General features: G+C 69.1%; 15 protein-coding genes. 5 read left to right on the plus strand and 10 right to left on the minus strand.

Going from position 1 to position 18,846, the window contains the following annotated elements; all coding sequences use genetic code 11:
• Window positions 1–4 precede the first annotated feature (4 nt).
• The 3 genes from ACYVDG_RS14460 to ACYVDG_RS14470 form a co-directional block, all read right to left on the minus strand.
• Window positions 5–697, minus strand: coding sequence for a response regulator transcription factor (locus ACYVDG_RS14460; RefSeq protein WP_460751378.1), 693 nt, complete (start codon window positions 695–697; stop codon window positions 5–7).
• A 118-nt stretch (window positions 698–815) separates the two neighbouring features.
• Window positions 816–2,549 (minus strand): glycerol-3-phosphate dehydrogenase, encoded by a 1,734-nt coding sequence (glpD, locus tag ACYVDG_RS14465; RefSeq protein WP_460751383.1) that lies wholly within the window; start codon window positions 2,547–2,549, stop codon window positions 816–818.
• Between the two features lie 113 nt (window positions 2,550–2,662).
• A complete protein-coding gene (locus tag ACYVDG_RS14470; RefSeq protein WP_460751386.1) occupies window positions 2,663–4,021 on the minus strand; it encodes an MFS transporter in 1,359 nt (452 codons plus the stop codon).
• A 99-nt stretch (window positions 4,022–4,120) separates the two neighbouring features.
• Here ACYVDG_RS14470 and ACYVDG_RS14475 point away from each other — a divergent pair, with 99 nt between their 5' ends.
• Complete coding sequence (locus ACYVDG_RS14475; protein WP_460751391.1) at window positions 4,121–4,576, plus strand: MarR family winged helix-turn-helix transcriptional regulator; 456 nt, start codon at window positions 4,121–4,123, stop codon at window positions 4,574–4,576.
• A 468-nt stretch (window positions 4,577–5,044) separates the two neighbouring features.
• Here the strand turns inward: ACYVDG_RS14475 and ACYVDG_RS14480 are convergent, their stop codons facing one another.
• From ACYVDG_RS14480 to groES, 6 genes are all read right to left on the minus strand, one after another.
• Window positions 5,045–5,947 carry a lytic transglycosylase domain-containing protein gene (locus tag ACYVDG_RS14480; protein WP_460751395.1) on the minus strand — a complete coding sequence of 301 codons (903 nt, stop codon included), beginning with the start codon at window positions 5,945–5,947 and terminating at the stop codon, window positions 5,045–5,047.
• Between the two features lie 217 nt (window positions 5,948–6,164).
• Window positions 6,165–7,271: a GuaB3 family IMP dehydrogenase-related protein gene (locus tag ACYVDG_RS14485; RefSeq protein WP_460751705.1), complete on the minus strand. Its 1,107-nt coding sequence runs from the start codon at window positions 7,269–7,271 to the stop codon at window positions 6,165–6,167.
• Between the two features lie 117 nt (window positions 7,272–7,388).
• Window positions 7,389–8,879, minus strand: a complete 1,491-nt coding sequence (gene guaB / locus ACYVDG_RS14490) for an IMP dehydrogenase (RefSeq protein WP_460751398.1) — start codon at window positions 8,877–8,879, stop codon at window positions 7,389–7,391.
• 280 nt (window positions 8,880–9,159) lie between these two features.
• Window positions 9,160–9,810, minus strand: a complete 651-nt coding sequence (locus ACYVDG_RS14495; protein ID WP_460751401.1) for a sigma-70 family RNA polymerase sigma factor — start codon at window positions 9,808–9,810, stop codon at window positions 9,160–9,162.
• Between the two features lie 260 nt (window positions 9,811–10,070).
• On the minus strand, window positions 10,071–11,669 hold the full coding sequence (groL, locus tag ACYVDG_RS14500; protein ID WP_460751405.1) for a chaperonin GroEL: 1,599 nt from the start codon (window positions 11,667–11,669) through the stop codon (window positions 10,071–10,073).
• A gap of 116 nt (window positions 11,670–11,785) precedes the next feature.
• A complete protein-coding gene (groES, locus tag ACYVDG_RS14505; protein WP_460751408.1) occupies window positions 11,786–12,094 on the minus strand; it encodes a co-chaperone GroES in 309 nt (102 codons plus the stop codon).
• 227 nt (window positions 12,095–12,321) lie between these two features.
• Between groES and ACYVDG_RS14510 the strand changes: the two genes are divergently transcribed.
• Both ACYVDG_RS14510 and ACYVDG_RS14515 read left to right on the plus strand, forming a co-directional pair.
• Window positions 12,322–13,599, plus strand: a complete 1,278-nt coding sequence (locus ACYVDG_RS14510; RefSeq protein WP_460751412.1) for a THUMP-like domain-containing protein — start codon at window positions 12,322–12,324, stop codon at window positions 13,597–13,599.
• Window positions 13,600–13,980: 381 nt separating this feature from the next.
• Entirely contained in the window at window positions 13,981–16,077 is a 2,097-nt protein-coding gene (locus ACYVDG_RS14515; protein ID WP_460751415.1) for a coiled-coil domain-containing protein, read from the plus strand.
• Between the two features lie 56 nt (window positions 16,078–16,133).
• Here the strand turns inward: ACYVDG_RS14515 and ACYVDG_RS14520 are convergent, their stop codons facing one another.
• Window positions 16,134–17,072: an alpha/beta fold hydrolase gene (locus tag ACYVDG_RS14520; protein ID WP_460751419.1), complete on the minus strand. Its 939-nt coding sequence runs from the start codon at window positions 17,070–17,072 to the stop codon at window positions 16,134–16,136.
• 105 nt (window positions 17,073–17,177) lie between these two features.
• On the opposite strand from ACYVDG_RS14520, the gene ACYVDG_RS14525 reads away from it, so the two are divergent.
• Window positions 17,178–17,783 carry a TetR/AcrR family transcriptional regulator gene (locus ACYVDG_RS14525; RefSeq protein ID WP_460751424.1) on the plus strand — a complete coding sequence of 202 codons (606 nt, stop codon included), beginning with the start codon at window positions 17,178–17,180 and terminating at the stop codon, window positions 17,781–17,783.
• Between the two features lie 348 nt (window positions 17,784–18,131).
• Window positions 18,132–18,833 carry a hypothetical protein gene (locus ACYVDG_RS14530; RefSeq protein WP_460751428.1) on the plus strand — a complete coding sequence of 234 codons (702 nt, stop codon included), beginning with the start codon at window positions 18,132–18,134 and terminating at the stop codon, window positions 18,831–18,833.
• Window positions 18,834–18,846 lie beyond the last annotated feature (13 nt).

Genomic DNA, 18,846 nt, shown 5'->3' on the forward strand with positions numbered 1-18,846 from the left:
GTACTCACGCCCGGGAGACCGGGGCGGAGGTGTACTCCGCGACCACCAGCCGGTAGCCGACTCCCCGCACGGTCTGGATGAGCCCCGGCGCACCCAGCTTGGACCGCAGGGTGCCGATGTGCACCTCCAGCGTGCGCAGGGTCCCGGGCCAGGCGGTCTGCCAGACACGGAGCAGGAGGTGCTCCCGGGAGACCACGGCGCCCGCCTCACGGACCAGGGCCACGAGCAGGTCGAACTCCTTGCGGGTGAGCTCGACGGGCTGGCCGGAGCACAGTACGGAGCGGGTGGTGAGGTCGACGCGCAGCGGACCGGCCTCCAGAACGGTGTCGACCCGCTTGCGGGTGCGCCGCAGGACCGCCTCCATCCGGGCGCACAGCTCCTCGATGGCCAGGGGCTTCACGACGTAGTCGTCGGCGCCGGAGCGCAGGCCGAGGATCCTCTCCCGCTGCTGCCCCCGGGCGGTGACCATGATGACCGCGGTGTCACCGAAGTCCTGGCGCTCCCGCAGCTGGCGGCACAGTTCTATGCCGTCCATGTCGGGGAGCCCGAGGTCGAGCAGGACCACGTCCGCGGGGGACGCGGCCAGCGCGCCCTCCGCGGTCCGTGCCTGCTCCACCTCGTAGCCGTGCGCCTCGAGCGCACCGGCGAGGGCGTCGGCGAGCCGGACGTCGTCCTCGACGAGTAGCACCTTGATCATGACCGCGGGTCCTTCGGAGGGGTGTTCCTGCCAGGATGGTTGATACGCACCCTAACCGGACAGTGTGCCCCGGGCCACAATCACCGGTTCAGGGCTCCGCCACCCTTCGGCAGCCGTGTCAGGGATGGCTGCCCGGACTCCCGATGTGCAGGTCGGGAACGATCTCCGGCGCCCCGTGCTGGACGGCGTCGGCCTCCTGGTCGGTGTCCTGCTCCTGCGCGATCCGCTCGGCCTCGATGCCCTTGCGGTAGTACTCCACCTCGCGCTCGACCTGCTCCCTCTTCCAGCCCAGCGGTTCGGCCATGAGGTCGGCGGCCTCCTCCGCGGCGGCGATCCCGCGGTCCCAGGTCTCGAAGGAGATGCGGGTACGGCGGGACAGGACGTCCTCCAGGTGGCGGGCGCCTTCGGCCTCCACCGCGTAGACGACCTCCGCCCGCAGGTAGTCCTCGGCCCCGGCCAGTGAGCGGCCGAGGTCTGGCCTCTGCTTGATGAGGTCGAGTACGCCGTGCACGGCCGAGCCGAACCGGCGCAACAGGTGCGAGACCCGGGAGACGTGCAGGCCTGAGTCGCGGGCGAGCCGGTGCCGCTGGTTGAACAGCGCCGCGTAGCCGTCCGCGCCCACCAAGGGCAGCCTGTCGGTGACCGAGGACGGGATCGCCCCGCCCAGGCCGTGCGCCACCGCGTCCACGGCATCCTTGGCCATCACCCGGTAGGTCGTGTACTTGCCGCCCGCGATGAGGACGAGGCCGGGTACCGGATGCGCGACCGTGTGCTCGCGGGAGAGCTTCGAGGTCTCCTCTGACTCACCGGACAGCAGGGGCCGCAGGCCCGCGTACACGCCCTCCACGTCGTCCCGGCCCAGCGGGGTGCGCAGCACTTGGTTGACGTGGTCCAGGACGTAGTCGATGTCGGCGCGGCTCGCCGCCGGGTTCTCCTTGTCCAGGTCCCAGGGGGTGTCGGTGGTGCCGATGATCCAGTGGCGGCCCCATGGGATGACGAAGAGGACGCTTTTCTCCGTCTGCAGGATCATCCCGGACGAGGCCTGGATCCGGTCCCGCGGCACCACGAGGTGCACACCCTTGGAGGCGCTCACGTGGATCTGCCCGCGGCCGCCGACCATCTCCTGGATGTCGTCGGTCCACACCCCCGCGGCGTTCACCACCTGGCGGGCGCGGATCCGCTTCCGCTCCCCGGTCTCCAAGTCCGCCGCGGTCGCGCCGACCACGTGCTCGCCCTCGCGCAGGAACTCGACCGCCTGCACCCTGGAGGCGATCCGCGCGCCGAGCCCGGCGGCCGTGCGCAGCACCGTGGTGACGAACCGGGCGTCGTCGACCTGGCAGTCCCAGTACTGGACGGCTCCGGCCAGCGCGCTGCGCTTGAGCGCCGGGAAGACCCGCAGGGCACCGGACCTGGACAGGTGCCGGTGCGAGGGCAGCCCCCGGTTGTTGCGCGAGGTCAGCGCGAGGGTGTCGTAGAGGGTGACGCCTGCGCCGATGTAGAAGCGTTCCCAGTGGCGCGCGAAGGGAAAGAGAAAGGGCACCGGACGGACGAGGTGCGGCGCGATCGTCGTGAGCAGGAGCCCGCGCTCGTGAAGTGCCTCGCGGACGAGTTCGAAGTCGAACTTCTCCAGGTAGCGCAGTCCGCCGTGGATCAGTTTGCTGGATCTGCTCGAGGTGCCCGAGGCGAAGTCACGCGCCTCGATCAGCCCCGTCGAGAGCCCGCGTGAGACCGCGTCCAGGGCGATGCCCGCCCCCACGATCCCGCCCCCGACCACGAGAACGTCGAGTTCCTCGTCCGCCATGGACTCAAGCGCCTCGGTGCGCCCTTGCGGCCCCAACCAGGTGGTCGCCATCGTTGGTCCTCCCTCTCGCTAGGTGTCCCACCAAGGCGCCTACCCGATCGGTGGGGCCTCAGGCTAACCGGCCCCCACCGTAGGCGGATCCTGCCACACCCGAGACCCCTGATTTATCTCCGCGGCAGGGCCAGAGCGAGGAAGGCGACGGCGATGGCAGCCGCTCCGCCGGCCCAAGAAGTACCGGAAACAGAGCCGCCAACCGCCAGCAGTGCCACCAACCCAACGGCCGCACCCACCTGCTGGGACGTGGACACCATCGCCGATCCCACACCCTGCTCTGACCCGTCCACGTCGGATCCCGCCGCCGCGAAGATCGCCGGATAGAGCGTGCCCGCGCTGAGCCCGAGCAGGACCACCGCGGGCAGCACGGCCCAGTAGGAACCCGCGGCGACGGCCAGGGCGAAGACCACCGAGGTGAGGCCTAGCGCGAGCGTCCCGACCAAGAGGGTCCAGCGTGCGCCCCAGCGGTTCAGCAGCAGCGGGAGCAGGAGCGCCGGCCCGAGCATGGCCACCGCACCCTGCGGTAGGAAACCCAGCCCAGCCGCCATCGGGCTGAGCCCAAGACCGTCCTGGACATGCGTGGTGTAGACGAAGTGCAGCGCGTTGACGACCCCCATCACGACGAAGACCAGCGCGACACTCACCACCAGGTACCGCGTGGTGAGCAGCCGCAACGGCAACAGGGGATCGGCCGCACGGCGTTCAACCAGGAAAAGCAGCCCCAAGACCACGAAGCCCAGAGCGACCGTGCCCGTACTCCACCAGGAGAGCCAGCCCAGCTCCTGAATCCGGGAGATCCCGAGGACGACCAGCAGTGAACCACCGGTGACCAGGACCGCCCCCGGCAGATCGAAACCGACCACAGAAGGAGTGCGGTCATCAGCGGGCAACACCCGAGGCGCCACGAGGACGATCACCATAGTCAGTGGCACGAGGAGCCAGAACACCGAGGTCCACCCGAAAACGCTGGTCAGCAGACCACCCAGCGCTCCCCCGGCCAAGGCACCGAAGGCCCCGGCGGTCCCCCACACCGCCATGGCCCGGTTGCGTTCGGGCCCTTGTCGAAAACCGGTGTTGACCAAGGCGAGGGTCGCCGGAAAAAGGAAGGCCGCACCAAGCCCTTGAACGGCACGAGCAGCGATAAGCACCCAGGGCTGCACCGCGAGGGCCCCGAACACCGAGGCGGCGCCCATCAGTACGGCTCCGAAGAGCAGCATTCGGCGGGCACCGATCCGGTCGACGGCACGGCCGCCAAGGAGCAGGAAGCCGCCGAACCCGAGCGAGAAGGCAGAAACGACCCACTGAAGCGAGACGGGCGCGATGCCGAGCTCCCGCCCGATCTCCGGTAAAGCGATGTAGACGACGTTGAAATCTACCGACACGGTGAAGTGAGCCGCGGCAAGGATCCCGAGCGCAAGAGCGGGACGGCTCAGCCGTTGTGCGGCTTCTTCGGTGGTGGAGGGATCCATGGGTGCTTCCCGATCATTTAATCCAGCACTGAATGATTCAGCACGATACTAAGTCAGGATACTTCAGCACACAACATTCCAGCGTGATAACATTTGGCCATGGCCGGATGCGACATCGAACCCGACGAGATCGCCACGTGGGATACGGCGACGCTCGCCTTCCGCCTCCTCGACGAACGCGTGGAGCGCGACCTCCAGGGCACCGTCGATCTACCGCTGACCTACTACGAACTCCTCGTCCTGCTGTCCCAGGCCGAGGAGCACACCCTGCGGATGAGCGACCTCGCCGCACAAACCCACACCAAGCCCAGCAGGATCACCCACGCGGTCCGCAAACTCACCGAGGCCGGTCTGGTGGAACGCGTCCACTGCGAACACGACCGGCGGAGCTGGTTCGCGCACCTCACCGACCGGGGCCGCGAACTCCTCGAGGAAGCGGGCCCGGTCCACGTGAAGAGCATGCGCACGAACCTGCTCGACGTCCTCACCCCGGAGCAGCGCGCCCAACTCCACGACATCAGCCGGACGCTCATCAAGCACCTGCAACAACCCTGAGCCCCAGGATCGCCGAACTGGCGCGCAAAGCCAGCTCCAGCGGGTTTCCGAGGTATAGGCCCTCCGAGGGCCCACGGGAGTGCGGGTTGGTCGTAGAGCGCGGGCGGTCGGGTCACCGAGAAGAACACCGTGCCGGTCCTCAGCCTCTGATCCAGCTCGCCCGGGGACCACAGGGGGGTGCACGCCGTGTAGCCCGACCTCTTCTCCGGGCGTAGAGCCTTCAAGTACGTCGCAGGAGGTGCGTTTCGGTGTCTGAACGACACACAGACCCAGACGGCCGCCAACGAATGGGATGAAAGAGCCTGCTGACTGTCCATGGGGGGGCGGGTTCCCCTGCCCGTGGGGCCCCTTTCCACGCGGGTGCGGAAAAGGGCACACCCCAAGAGCAGGAGAACCCTCCCTCGCCCCCCGCAGACCCCCGCTTGGCCCCGGCCGTAAGGCACCCAGTAGGAAACTCCCAGCAGAAACCTACGAAGCATCCGCATAAGCGTGCGCGTAGGCCAGGACGTCGTTGACGTAGCTGCCCGAGCGGTTGTACGACAGGACCGCCGTCTCCCAGTCTGTCGTCGAACTCAGGTCACGGTCCCTGGCGCACAGGTAACGGGCGGCGGACAGGGCAGCGTCGTCGATGTTGTGCGGGTCCGGGTCACCGCCGTCGAGTGACTCTCCCCAGGTGGACCAGGTTCCCGGGATGAACTGCATCGGGCCGATCGCCCGGTCCCACTCCGTGTCGCCGTCCAGCTCGCCGCCGTCGGTGTCCGGGATGGCCTGGGTGTTGTTGGTGCCGTCGAGCGGGATGCCGATGATGTCCACGGTCGTGTTCCCGTCCGGTCCCAGCTCACCGCCCGCGTAGGTGCCGTGTTGGGACTCCACGTACCCGATACCCGCAAGCGTCGGCCAGGACAGCTGGCACGCGGGCTGGTCCGCGTCCAACACGAGCTGGGCGCTCGCGTAGCCCTCCAGGGCCCGGCGGGGCACCCCGCTGCTCTCCGACACCTCGTCGAGCCACTCCTCGCCCGGGCGGAGCGTCCCGTCATTGGGGCGGGACTGTTCGTCGGCGCCGTCCCCGGCGCCGTCCCCCGCGCCGTCTTCCGCAGCAGCCTCCGCGGGCTCGCCGCCCTCCTCAGCGGTCACGCCGCTCTGCGCGGGCGGGCCGGTGAGCTGGTCGTGCGGAGGGGTCTCAATGGCCCCGTCTGTGGGGTCCGCCGAGGACGCGCTCGGCGGCTGCCATTCGTTGAGCGCGGTGGACACCTTGCCCGCCAGGACCACGACCCCCGCCGTCACCAGCAGGCACACGGCCAAGGTCAGGCTGACCGCGATCGCCGGTCCTCGCCGACGGCGTCGGCGGGCACCGGGCACGCTGTCACCCATGCGGTCCTCCAAGCAGAAGTCACTGTCGCGTCATGGGACACCAAAGCACGCACCATAGTTGCACACCGTTGCCAGTCGACCGCACAGCCCGCAGGGAAACCGCCGCCACCGCCACCAAGACGAAAGGCACCCCGGCCGCCACCAAGACGAAGGGCACCCCGGCCGTCCAGGGTGCCCTCTGCGCTGCCCTCAGCGCCGATCGTGGTCCGCTGCTGCCCTACCGGTGGGGGTTCACCACGACCTCGACGCGTTGGAACTCCTTCAGGTCCGTGTAACCCGAGGTGGCCATGGTCCGGCGCAGGGCACCCATGAGGTTCATGGAGCCGTCGCTGGTGGAGGCCGGGCCGTGCAGGATCGACTTGAGGTCGCCGATGGTGCCGACCTCGACGCGCTCGCCGCGCGGCAGCTCGTTGTGGTGGGCCTCGCTACCCCAGTGGTAGCCGCCGCCGGGCGCCTCGGTGGCGCGGGCCAGCGGGGAGCCGACCATGACACCGTCCGCACCGCAGGCCAGGGCCTTGGCGATGTCACCGCTGCCGGTCATGCCGCCGTCGGCGATGAGGTGCACGTAGCGGCCGCCGGACTCGTCGAGGTAGTCGCGGCGCGCCGCGGCGACGTCACCGATGGCGCTGGCCATCGGGACGGCCACACCCAGCACGGAGCGGGTGGTGTGGCCGGAGCCGCCACCGAACCCGACCAGCACGCCGGCGGCACCCGTACGCATCAGGTGCAGGGCCGCGGAGTAGGTGGCGCAGCCGCCGACCACAACGGGGACGTCGAGGTCGTAGATGAACTGCTTGAGGTTGAGCGGCTCGGCCCGGCCGGAGACGTGCTCGGCGGAGACCGTGGTGCCGCGGATGACGAAGATGTCGACCCCGGCGTCCACGACGGCCTTGTGGTACTGGGCGGTGCGCTGCGGTGACAGACGGGCGGCCGTGACCAGGCCCGCGTCGCGGATCTCCTCGATGCGGCGGCCGATCAGCTCTTCCTGGATCGGCGCCGCGTAGATCTCCTGGAGCCGCTGGGTCGCCGCGACGTCGTCGAGTTCGCGAATCTCCTGGAGCAGCGGCTCCGGGTCCTCGTAGCGGGTCCACAGCCCTTCGAGGTCCAGGACGCCGAGGCCGCCCTGCTCACCGACCGCGACGACGGTCTTGGGCGAGGCGACACTGTCCATGGGGCTGACGACCAGGGGCGTCTCGAACCGGTAGGCATCGATCTGCCAGGCGATCGACACCTCCTCCGGGTCGCGAGTCCGTCGCGCGGGCACGATCCCGATCTCGTCGAGTTCGTAGGCACGACGCCCGTTCTTGCCCAGCCCGATCTCCACCTGAGCCAACTCTTCGCTTCCCCTCTGACGTGCGGCACCGGTCGGTCGACCGGCGCATGACCGCGGAGGCGAGTCTATCTGCCTGCGGCCCGCTGCTTAGCGCGCCCAGCGCCTTTCCTAGCGGGCGTTGTAGTTGGGCGCCTCAACGGTCATCTTGATGTCGTGGGGGTGGCTCTCACGCAGGCCCGCGCTGGTGATGCGCATCAGCTGGCCGCGCTCGGTGAGCTCGGGGATGGTACGTGTTCCCGCGTACCACATGGACTGGTGCAGACCGCCGGTGAGCTGGTGGGCGACGGCGGAGAGCGGTCCGCGGAACGGCACCTGCCCTTCGATGCCCTCGGGGACGAGCTTGTCCTCCGAGGAGACCTCAGCCTGGGCGTAGCGGTCCTTGGAGAAGGAGCGGCCGCGCATGGCTCCCAGGGATCCCATGCCGCGGTAGGCCTTGAACTGCTTGCCGTTGATGAAGATCAGCTCGCCCGGACTCTCCTCGACCCCGGCGAGGAGGCTGCCGAGCATGACGGTGCTGGCCCCGGCGACGATGGCTTTGGCGATCTCACCGGAGTACTGCAGGCCGCCGTCGGCGATCAGGGGCACGCCGGCGGGGCCGCAGGCCTTGCCCGCCTCGAGGATGGCGGTGAGCTGCGGGGCGCCCACACCGGCGACGACGCGGGTGGTGCAGATGGACCCCGGGCCCACACCGACCTTGATCGCGTCGGCCCCGGCGTCGATGAGCAGTTGGGCGCCGGCGCGGGTGGCGACGTTGCCCGCGACGATGTCGGCGCGGGAGTTGGCCTTGAGTTTGGCGATCATGTCGGCGAGGCCGGACGAGTGGCCGTGCGCGGTGTCGACGACGATGAAGTCCACGCCAGCGTCGAGGAGGTTCTTGGCGCGCTCCTCCGCCTCGGGGCCGACACCGACCGCGCCGCCGACCACGAGGCGGCCGTCGGCGTCCTTCGTGGCGTTGGGGAACTGCTCGCTCTTGATGAAGTCCTTGACGGTGATCAGGCCGCGCAGCCGGTTCTGGGCGTCGACCAGGGGCAGCTTCTCGACCTTGTGCTTGCGCAACAGCTCGAAGGCCTGGGCACGGCTGACGCCGACGGGGGCGGTGACCAGGTCCTCGGTGGTCATGACGTCGCGCACCAGGCGGGAGCGGTCGTCCTCGAAGCGCATGTCGCGGTTGGTGACGATGCCGAGGAGCGTTCCCTTGGTGTCGGTGACCGGGACGCCGGAGATGCGGTAGTGGGCGCACAGCCGCTCGACCTCGGCGAGGTCGTCATCGGGCTGACAGGTGACCGGGTCGGTAACCATGCCCGCCTCGGAGCGCTTCACGAGGTCGATCTGACCGGCCTGGTCCTCGACGGAGAGGTTCCGGTGCAGGACGCCGGCCCCGCCCTGGCGGGCCATCGCCACGGCCATGCGGGCCTCGGTGACGGTGTCCATCGCGGCGGAGAGCAGCGGGATGCTGAGCGTGATGTTGCGGGAGAGCTTGGTGGCGGTGTCCACCTCGCCGGGCTGGAGGTCGGAGTAGCCGGGTACCAGCAGGACGTCGTCGTAGGTCAATCCCGGCGGGAGCAGTTTGTCCCCGTAGTCGCTGTTGTCCTGGCTCATGACACAACCTCCGCTGTTCCCGGCAACACCTGCGCGGATCGCCCCCGCGTGTCGTCTCATCCTAGGTTGTCGCCCCGCTGGACCTAGGTGGAATGCGGTGTTCGCCCCGTCACCCCGGTCACGAAGTGATGAAGGACACGCCGGGCCGACCCGCACAGCGCGGGGCACCGCACCGGCGAGCGGTCACCGGGGAGAGGCGCCACGGTAGTAACGGCAGTAGCCGCGGGCCCGGGGGCGGGAGGCACAGGCGCGTCGGCCCGGGTAGGGCGAGCGGCCGTGCTTATGGGAGGACGCGGTTCGCCAGGGCCACCTTCCGAAGCCGAGCAATAGCTCGGTGCTGGGCAACCCGTACCGCGCCTGCCGACATGCCAAGGAGATGTCCCGTCTCGTCTGCTGTAAGTCCTGTGATCACCCGCATGACCAGCAACCTGCGCTGCTGGTCGGGCAACTCGTCGAGGAGGTCTCTGGCCCGCTGCGCCTCGATCACGCGGACCGTGGCCTCCTCCGGCCCCGGCCCGTCGTCCGGCTGCTCGGGAACGGTGTCGGTGGGCACCGTCTCCACCCTGCCCGCGACGCGCAGGGTGTCCGCGACCTTGTGCGCGGCGATCCCGTACACGAAGGAGGCGAAGGGCCGACCTCGGTCCTGGTAGCGGGGGATCGCCGAGAGCAGGGCTATGCACACCTCCTGCGCGACGTCGTCGGAGTAGTGCGCCAGCCCGGCCACCCGCGCCAAGCGGGTACGGCAGTAGCGAACCACCATGGGGCGGACCTCGCGCAGCAGCGAGTCCATAGCCCCGTCGTCCCCCTGGACGGCGAGTGACCCCAGATGGTTCAACCCCGTGTCGCGCGCCGCGGGATCCGCCTCGTGGTGTTGCCCGGGCGTATGAGTCCGCTGCGCGGTAACGCCCCCCCGGGCGCCTGTATCCGTCACGTAACGAATGATGCCCGCACTCAGGGACCCAACCACTCCAATCACCAACTACGGAATGGTTACATTTTGGGAAAATAGCCTGAAAACGGCACACAGGAACGGGTGTCGAACGCCACTCGCGTGGTAGGGCGACGGGGGTGGGACGCCACCGCGTTCCACCCCCGGGCCGGGTTCGCACCCGGTACTGCGTCGCTACCAGCAGGCTCCGCTACCAACGGAACCCGCTCGTGAGCGCGGCCCTTCTTGGCCGACCCAGCCCGTTAGTGGGCGTGGCCGTCGCCCTCGTTCTCCTCGGGCTTGTCCGCGACCAGCACCTCGGTGGTCAGCAGCATGCCCGCGATGGACGCGGCGTTCTGGACGGCCGAGCGGGTGACCTTGACCGGGTCGATAATGCCCTCGGCAGCCAGATCGCCGTAAACACCGGTGTTGGCGTTGTAGCCGTGGCCGACCGGCAGCTCGGAGACGCGGTGCGTGACAACGTAGCCCTCAGCGCCGGCGTTCTCCGCGATCCACCGGGCCGGCTCGACCAGGGCGCGGCGGACGATCGCCGCACCGGTGGCCTCGTCGCCGGTCAGGCCCAGGTCGTCCAGGGCGGTCGAAGCGTGCACCAGGGAGGCGCCGCCGCCGGAGACGATGCCCTCCTCGATGGCCGCGCGAGTCGCCGAGATGGCGTCCTCGAGGCGGTGCTTCTTCTCCTTGAGCTCGACCTCAGTGGCCGCGCCGACGCTCAGGACCGAGACGCCGCCCGCGAGCTTGGCCAGGCGCTCCTGGAGCTTCTCGCGGTCCCAGTCGGAGTCGCTCGCCTCGATCTCGTTGCGGATCTGACGGACCCGGTCGTCCACCTCGGACTGCTCGCCACCGCCGTCGACGATGGTCGTGGTGTCCTTGGTGATGGTGATGCGGCGGGCGCTGCCCAGCACGTCCAGGTCGGCGTTCTCCAGGGACAGGCCGACCTCCTCGGAGATGACCTGGCCGCCGGTCAGCACGGCGATGTCCTGGAGCATGGCCTTGCGGCGCTCACCGAAGCCGGGCGCCTTGACGGCGGCGACGTTGATGGTGCCGCGCATCTTGTTGAGCACGAGGGCGCCCAGGGCGTCCCCCTCGACGTCCTCGGCGATGATCAGCAGCGGCTTCTTGCTCTGCAGGACCTGCTCGAGCAGCGGCAGCAGCTCGTTCAGGTTGCCGATCTTGCCCTGGCTGATGAGGATCAGGGCGTCGTCGAGGACGGCTTCCTGGCGGTCGGCGTCGGTGACGAAGTACGGGGACACGTAGCCCTTGTCGAACTGCATGCCCTCGGTGAAGTCGAGGTCCAGACCGAAGGTCGGGGACTCCTCCACCGTGATGACGCCGTCCTTGCCGACCTTGTCGAAGGCCTCGGCGATCAGGTCGCCGATCTGGGCGTCCTGCGCGGAGTTGGTCGCCACGTAGGCGATGTCCTCGCGCTCCTTGATCGGCACGGCGCGGCTGAGCAGGGTGTCCGACACCTGGGTCGCGGCCGCGTCGATGCCCTTCTTCATGGCCATCGGGGACGCGCCCGCGGCTACGCTGCGGATACCCTCGCGAACCAGCGCCTGCGCCAGCACGGTGGCGGTGGTGGTGCCGTCACCGGCGGCGTCGTTGGTCTTGGTGGCGACCTCCTTGACCAGCTGGGCGCCCAGGTCCTCGTAGGGCAGGTCCAGCTCGATCTCACGGGCGACGGTCACACCGTCGTTCGTGATGGTGGGGGCGCCGAACTTCTTGTCGATGACGACGTTGCGGCCGCGCGGGCCGAGCGTCACCTTGACGGCGTCTGCGAGGCGGTCGACGCCCCGCTCGAGGGCGCGGCGGGCGTTGTCCTCGAACTCCAGGATCTTCGGCATGTGTGAGTGCTTCCTCTAACCGTTCGGGTCAAAAACGAACATCCCGCCCGCCCGGCTTCGAGGGCCGACCGGTACGGGATGTCGATGGCTCTTCGCCTGTGGCTCTGGGCCGAGAACTACTTCTCGACGACCGCGAGGATGTCGCGGGCGGAGAGCACCAGGTACTCCTGGCCGTCGTACTTGACCTCGGTGCCGCCGTACTTGCTGTAGAGGACGACGTCGCCGATGTTCACGTCGAGGGCGACGCGCTTGCCGCTGTCGTCGAGGCGACCGGGACCCACAGCCAGGACCTCGCCCTCCTGGGGCTTCTCCTTGGCGGTGTCCGGGATGACCAGGCCAGACGCGGTGGTCTGCTCGGCCTCCAGGGTCTTGACCACGACGCGGTCCTCGAGCGGCTTCAGCACGGTCTTGGTGGCGGTCGACACTGTGTGACCTCCCCCTTCAAAGTCTCGGAGTACTGACGTCAGCCCGTGCGAAGGCACGGACCAACTGCGTAAAAGGGGCGACCGCGGCGGCCTGTCGTCGCGGGTGCCAGACCGGCCTCGTCGCATTTAGCACTCTACCCCTGAGAGTGCCAGAATGGAAATGTGGAGGGAGCCCTGACCACGGGGGGCGGCTCCACCACACGGTCGTGCCCACAGCAGGAGGATCCATGCGCGTGCCCGCCTTCTCGGCGCTGCTCACCGAAGCGGGGCGGGAGGTCCTGGCGGGGGTGGATCCGACGGCCGCCACCAAGGACGCTTTGGCCACCGCCTCACGCCTGCGCGAGGACCCGCGCGTGGCCGCCCTCAACCCCGAGATCCCGGTGTCGGAGCTGGTCAACGCGGTCATGACCCAGATCAGCCTGCGCGAACGAGGACGGGCCAAATTCGGGGAGAACGCCGAGCGAATGTTCTTCACCCCGAACGGCCTGGAGCAGTCCACGCGCCGCTCAGTGGCCGAGTATCGCGCGCAGCGAACAGCCCGGTTCCTACCCGCCGGGGTCCGCAGCGGGACACCGGCGGGCGACCTGTGCTGCGGGGTCGGGGCCGACCTGCTGGCTCTGGCCGGACAGGGCGTAGCGGTGGAGGGCGTGGACGCCGATCCGCTGACCGTGGCGGTGGCCCGCGCCAATATCGAAGCGCTCGGGCTGGCGGAACAGGCCCGGGTCCGTGAGGGAGAGGTCGACGCTGACACGGCGGGCGACTACCCCCTGGTGTTCTGCGACCCGGCCCGGCGGGGCGGTCGCGGCCGGGTGTTCGACCCCTCCGCCTACTCTCCCCCGTGGGACGTGGCCACGCGGCTGGCCGAAAGCGCGGAGGCGGCCTGTCTGAAGGCGGCCCCCGGCATCCCGCACGAGGCGCTCTCCCCCGCGGCTTCGACCGAGTGGATCTCGGTGGACGGCGAGCTGAAGGAGACCGCGCTGTGGTTCGGCGCCCTGGCCGAGGGACCGGGTCCGCGCCGACGGGCGACCGTGCTGCACGAGCGCGCGGGCCTGCTCGCGCGCGAAGGTTCGGTGGCACACCTGGACGCCGACCCCGACCTGGGCCCCGCTCCGGTTGCCGACGCACGGCGCTACCTCTACGACCCGGACCCCGCCGTCGTGCGGTCCCACCTGGTGGCGGAGGCGGCTGCCCGGGTCGACGGCGCACTGCTGGACGAGCGCATCGCTTACTTCACCTCGGACCAGGCGGCGCGCTCAGCCCTGTGGCGCGTACTGGAGGTCGTGGAGTTCGCGCCCTTCTCCCTCAAGCGCCTGCGCTCCTCCGTACGCTCCCATCGGGCCGGAACAGTAACAATCAAGAAACGCGGCTCGGCGGTGGATACCGAGAAACTCCGCCGGGACCTACGGGCGTCCGGACCGGAATCGGTGACGATCGTTCTCACCCGCATTGGAGAAAAGCCCTTCTACCTGCTATGCCGCGATCTGGAGGCCTCAGCGGCCCCCTGATCCGGCCCGGTGGCGTCGACGCCAGGCCCTCGATCGCATTCACGCACACGGCGCGCAGACCATATCGTTACCTCCCACACCCACATCTTTGGCCATCCCCTGGGGATGGCAGGGGTGGTGTCGTTAAACTGGCGCCGCTGAATTCTTTCCCTTCTCATGGGTTCCCCCGGAAGGCCGTGTTTGTTGGATCCGCCGCGCGGTTCAGCCAACACACGCACCGCGCCCGCCGTGCATACGCAAAGTCACGCTTTGGTCACATTGGGACACAAGTGGCGCGGGCCGAAGCTCAGCCGGGGACCATCGGGAACCCGTCCTCCCGGCGGAATCCCCGTGCAATGATCCGGGCACGGACGGGAGCGCCAGAACCATAAGGAGCACTCGGTGGAACAGACCAATCACAACTTCCTCACCGGGGGAGGTCAGGCCGGTGTCTCCGACCGGATGCGTGACCTGCTCTCCCAGGCGGCCCAGGAGCACGTCTCCGAACAGAAGTCCCAGGGTGCGGTCAGCGAGGAGATGCGCCAACGGCTCGAAGGTATGGAGTGGCTGCTCCGGGAACTGCGGGAACGGGAACTCGCCTCCCTCGCCGAGTCGATCACCGCGGTCGACGGTCGGATCGACGACTTCCTCGCCCGGCCGCCGCAGTGGGCGGAGACCCTCGCCGAGCACATAGAGGTCGTCGGTCAGCAGATCAAGCCCCTGTCGGAGATGCCCTCGCTGCGGGCGGACACGCACCGCATCGCCGGGCACCTGGACACCGCTCTCACCCGCCTCCAGCGCATGGCGGAGACCGGCAACCGCACCGCCGAACAGGTCGCCGACCTGGGCGAGCGCGTCAACGCGCTGGGCGAGACCTTCGGCACCCGCCTGGACGCCCTGGACACGGCCCTGGAGACCCTGAACAGCCGGACAGAGGCGATCGAGGCCTCGCTGACCTCGCTGGACACCACGCTCGGCGAGCGCCACGAGGAGCTCGGCAGCACGATCCGCACCGGCCTGTCCGAAAGCAAGGACGAGCTCGCCAAGGCGATCGAGCAGAGCCGTGAAACCCTGTCCGCCGCAGTCAAGGAGAGCAGGGAGGCACTCGACGCCGCGAGCACCGCGCTCGGTGAGAACGTCACCTCTTCCCTCACCGCGTCCCTCGAAGAGCGCACGGCCGAGCTGCGCGGCTTCGTCGAGGAGCGCACGGCGGAGCAGTACGAGGCCCTGCTGGCCAAGCTCCAGGAGAACACCGGCGAGCTGGGCGAGCGCACCACTGCCCTGACCGAGGAACTGGGCACGCTCGCCGCTTCCTCCGGTGAGCGGCACGAGACCCTGGCCCAGGAGCTGCGCGACCTCGCCGCCACCGCCAAGGAGCGCCACGAGACCCTGACCGGCAAGGTCACCGAGAGCGTCGACCAGCTCAACACCCAGGCCGAGGAGAACCACGCGGAGGCCACGGCCGCCGTCGCCGACGTCACCGGTTCGCTCGCCAAGTTGCGCGAGAACCACGACAAGTCCCTGAACGAGCTCCGATCGCACCTGCGCCAGCGTCTCGCCGAGTTGGACGAGCAGTTCGAACTGGGCCGCACCGAGACCCGCGAGCACGCCGAAGCCACGGCCGAGGAGCTGCGTGCCTCGGTGGCCGAGCGCATCGACGCCCTCACCGCCCGGAACGCCGAGGACGCGGAGAAGGTCGCGACCGACCTCACCGAACTGCGCGGCTTCGTGGGTGCGGAGCACTCCAAGCTGGCCGACTCTGTCGAGGAGCGGCACCAGTCGCTGACCGAGGCGCTCACCGAGCAGGCCGAGTCCCACCGGACCGCGCTCGACGAGCGGCTGGAGCGGCACCGCGAGGGCCTCAACAGCAAGGTGGACAACCACCTGTCGCAGATCACCGGCAAGGTCGACCACGAGCTCGGCCGCCTCACCGACCGGTTCGACACCTTCGAAGGGCACTTCGAAGGCAGCTTCGAGGGCATCGAAGGAAAGATCGACGGGGTCGACGGCCGGATCGACGGCCTCAACGGCCGCCTGGACGGGCTCGACGGCCGGGTCAACGGGGTCGAGGGCCAGTTCGAGGGTGTCAGCGGACACTTCGAGGGTGTCGACGGCCGCATGGAGGCCATCGACGACCGCCTGGAGGCGCTCAACCAGCGCCTCAACCAGCTGCCCCAGTCCCTGGAGGTCAGCGAGCTGCACCGCCGCCTCACCGAGCTGACCGAGCGCCCGTTGTTGGACCACTCCGGCAAGCTCGACGAGATCGACGCGCACGTCACCTCCGCGGTCGAGCCGGTCATCCGCGAGCTCAAGCAGCACCCGGACCGCCAGGAGTTCGAGGAGACCGTCACCGAGGCGGTCGAGAACTCGCACGACGACATCACTAAGCGGTTCTCCTCCCTGGAGGAGACGGTGCTCGCCCTGGCCGAGGCGCTCCTGCGCCCGGGCCGGGACGGAAAGAAGAAGCGCCGCCGCGACGACGATGACGACGACGAATAGGCAGCCGGGCAACCCCGAGGGGGCCGCCGGTCCCCTCGGGGTACGGGGCCCGGGGGTCAGTCCAGGCCGTTGAGGAAGGCAGCCATGTCGGCGGCGATCCGGTCGGGCTGCTCCCCGTTGACGGCGTGGGAGGCGCCCGGGTAGAGCACGGCTGTGCCGTCGGGCAGGACCCTTTCGGCGGTCTCGAAGGCCACCCGGCCGTCGTGCATGACGGAGTCCTCCGCGATGATCGCCAGCACGGGCATGTCGAGCCCCGCCAGCTGTTCCTCGGTGATCCTGGTGGGCTGCGGCAGGCGCAGGGTGTAGTGCCGCATGCCCGTCTCGATCATCTCGGCCACCGGGACGTCCTCCACCGGGGCGCCGCCCGCCGTCCAGGAGTTGAACCCGTCGCGCCAGGAGCGCGGCAGCCAGGACAGCGACGCCGGGATGGCACGCACCATCGTGCCCACGGGCATGTCAGCGAAGACGTACACGGGGTCGATGACGGTCACCGTGCTGATCAGGCCCGGCTGCCGGACCGCGAGGTTCACGGCGGTCCAGCCGCCGATGGAGAGCCCGACCAGGTGGAAACCGTCCTCGGGGAGGCCCCGCAGGGTCTGGTGCAGCCACAGCGCCTGGTCCCCGTCGTCCTCGATCGGCCGGTCCTGCACGCTCATGCCCGGCTCGCCGAGCAGGTCGACCGTGTAGACATCTCCGGTCGCCAGCATCGCCGGCAGGTTGTCCGCCCACACAGGGCTGGCCGACGCGCGGCCGGGCAGGAGCACCAACGGGATGTCCCGGTCGGCTGCCCCGGCGAACCGGTAGACCCGCACGACACCGAAGTCGGTGCGCACGTCGAGCGTCTCGTCGGGTTCGGGCAGACCGGCGAAGGCCTCGACGTACGCCTGCTCGAACTCGTCGCGGCCGGACCCGCTCGTCCAGGTCCCCACCTGTGCGGGCCGGGGCAGGACCACAGCCACCAGCGCCACGGCGAGGGCACCGGCCCCCAGGGCCATCAGCACACGGCGGCGCCGACCAGGTCGGTGGACTGATAATCCGGCACCCACACCCGACTCCTAACCGATCGGTTAATAATTCAACCGTACGGTAGAATCCTGATCATGGCAAAAGTGCGATCCGGTGCCCGGGACCGGGGCCGAAGAGAACTCACCCTGACCGAGAAGGCACGCAGGGCACAGCTCATCGAGGTCACCGTCGAACAGATCGCCGCACACGGCTACGGCGGGACCTCCCTCTCCCGCATCGCCGCCGGCGCGGACATCACCAAGGCAGCGGTGCTCTACCACTTCCCCTCCAAGTCGGCCGTCGTCCGCGCGGCCTACGAGCACGTCCTGGAGTCACTGGTCGGGCGCGTGGGCTCAGCCGTCGAGGAGGCCGGACCCGAGCGGGCTCCGGCCGCCTACATCCGCGCGATGATCGGCTACCTGCGGGACAACCCCGGGCACACCCGCGTGATCATCGAGGCGAGGACACACGACGAGGGAGGACACGAACCCAGCGAGCGCTGGGGACCCCTAGCGGGGCTCCTCGCGTCGGCGCGCGGCGACCGGGCCGGCGGCACCGTGCCGGACCTGCGCACTCTCGCAATCATCGTTGGCGGCGCCGTCGACGCGATCGTGACCGAGCAGCTCGCCGACCCCGACTACGACACCGCGGCCGCCGCTGAGCAGCTCGTCGACATGCTCTCCACCGCGCTGCTGCCGTAGGCCCTGCTGCCGGCCACCCCGCGCACATTCCCCCTCCACTGCGGACGAGCGCGTCAACACCGAATCACCTGCGGTTTTTCGTGGCAATTCAGCAAGAGCTCTACCGAGCAGGAATTATATACGCGGATCCCCCGTGGCCGACTTCGGCCACGCTTCCAGAAAATCGCACTCAAAGGCCTGGCCGAAACCCCGATCTCCAGACCTCTTCGCAGCTCAAAGCAGCCCAAAACACCTCCAAGGAAGCCACCAAATCCCGCCCAGTATGGGATTTTCGCATCGCAGAATTGCCACTGGAAAACCACTTCACCTAGCATCTCGCCGACTTGTCCAATCGAACGAAAGTGCAACGTGAAGCCATCCTCATTTTCCTCGACCGTATTCGGCGGCGCCTGTGTCGCGATGATGATCCTGTCCACCGCTCCGGCTCATGCGGAGACCGCCCCTGAAACCGCTGGGGACGCTGTCTCGTTCGGGGTCTTCGCGACTGGCGAGGAACTCCCGGAAGACACCTTCGCCCTGGAAGAACTAGAGAACCTAGGCGTGGACGAGGCCGATATCGGGCTCCTGGCCGACGGGGTCGTGCCTGACGTCGAGGAACAGGAGCCTACCCAGGCCGACGATGTACTGAGCCAGTGGGACGACGTCGAGGGCGACACGGTGATCTGGCGGCAGGGTCACTACAACCCTTCCACCGGCAGGGGCTCCGGCGCGGAGAAAATCGACCAGAAGCACAACCTGAGTATGGAGGCGGTCCGCACGGTCACACGCCACCCGTTCACCAACGCCAGCCCTCCGCCCAACCACACCAAGGAACAAGAGCAGCCTCCGGGCGGCACTACGTACCGCTACCGCGCGGAAGTCTGGGAAGTCGAGTGCACCGGCTGGTTCTGGTGGCGTGAGTGCCAGGTCCTGGATACACGGACCGTCCGCGCCATCGTGGACTTCCGCATCCCATCCCACTCCACCGAGCCCATGGGGGCCTTCAACGCCTACTGTGAGCAGACCGGAGACCGTTGCCCTGACTGGGTACGCGGTGCTCTGAACATCTAGCCGCCCGGGTGTG

It is taken from the genome of Nocardiopsis oceani (assembly GCF_054777395.1).

Excerpts from the sequence above, each read along its gene's own strand:
- guaB (WP_460751398.1), bottom strand. The coding sequence starts at position 8,879 with ATGAGCCAGGACAACAGCGACTACGGGGACAAACTGCTCCCGCCGGGA.
- ACYVDG_RS14525 (WP_460751424.1), top strand. The coding sequence starts at position 17,178 with ATGGCAAAAGTGCGATCCGGTGCCCGGGACCGGGGCCGAAGAGAACTC.
- glpD (WP_460751383.1), bottom strand. The coding sequence starts at position 2,549 with ATGGCGACCACCTGGTTGGGGCCGCAAGGGCGCACCGAGGCGCTTGAG.
- ACYVDG_RS14480 (WP_460751395.1), bottom strand. The coding sequence starts at position 5,947 with ATGGGTGACAGCGTGCCCGGTGCCCGCCGACGCCGTCGGCGAGGACCG.
- groL (WP_460751405.1), bottom strand. The coding sequence starts at position 11,669 with ATGCCGAAGATCCTGGAGTTCGAGGACAACGCCCGCCGCGCCCTCGAG.
- ACYVDG_RS14470 (WP_460751386.1), bottom strand. The coding sequence starts at position 4,021 with ATGGATCCCTCCACCACCGAAGAAGCCGCACAACGGCTGAGCCGTCCC.
- ACYVDG_RS14460 (WP_460751378.1), bottom strand. The coding sequence starts at position 697 with ATGATCAAGGTGCTACTCGTCGAGGACGACGTCCGGCTCGCCGACGCC.
- ACYVDG_RS14520 (WP_460751419.1), bottom strand. The coding sequence starts at position 17,072 with ATGGCCCTGGGGGCCGGTGCCCTCGCCGTGGCGCTGGTGGCTGTGGTC.
- ACYVDG_RS14510 (WP_460751412.1), top strand. The coding sequence starts at position 12,322 with ATGCGCGTGCCCGCCTTCTCGGCGCTGCTCACCGAAGCGGGGCGGGAG.
- ACYVDG_RS14475 (WP_460751391.1), top strand. The coding sequence starts at position 4,121 with ATGGCCGGATGCGACATCGAACCCGACGAGATCGCCACGTGGGATACG.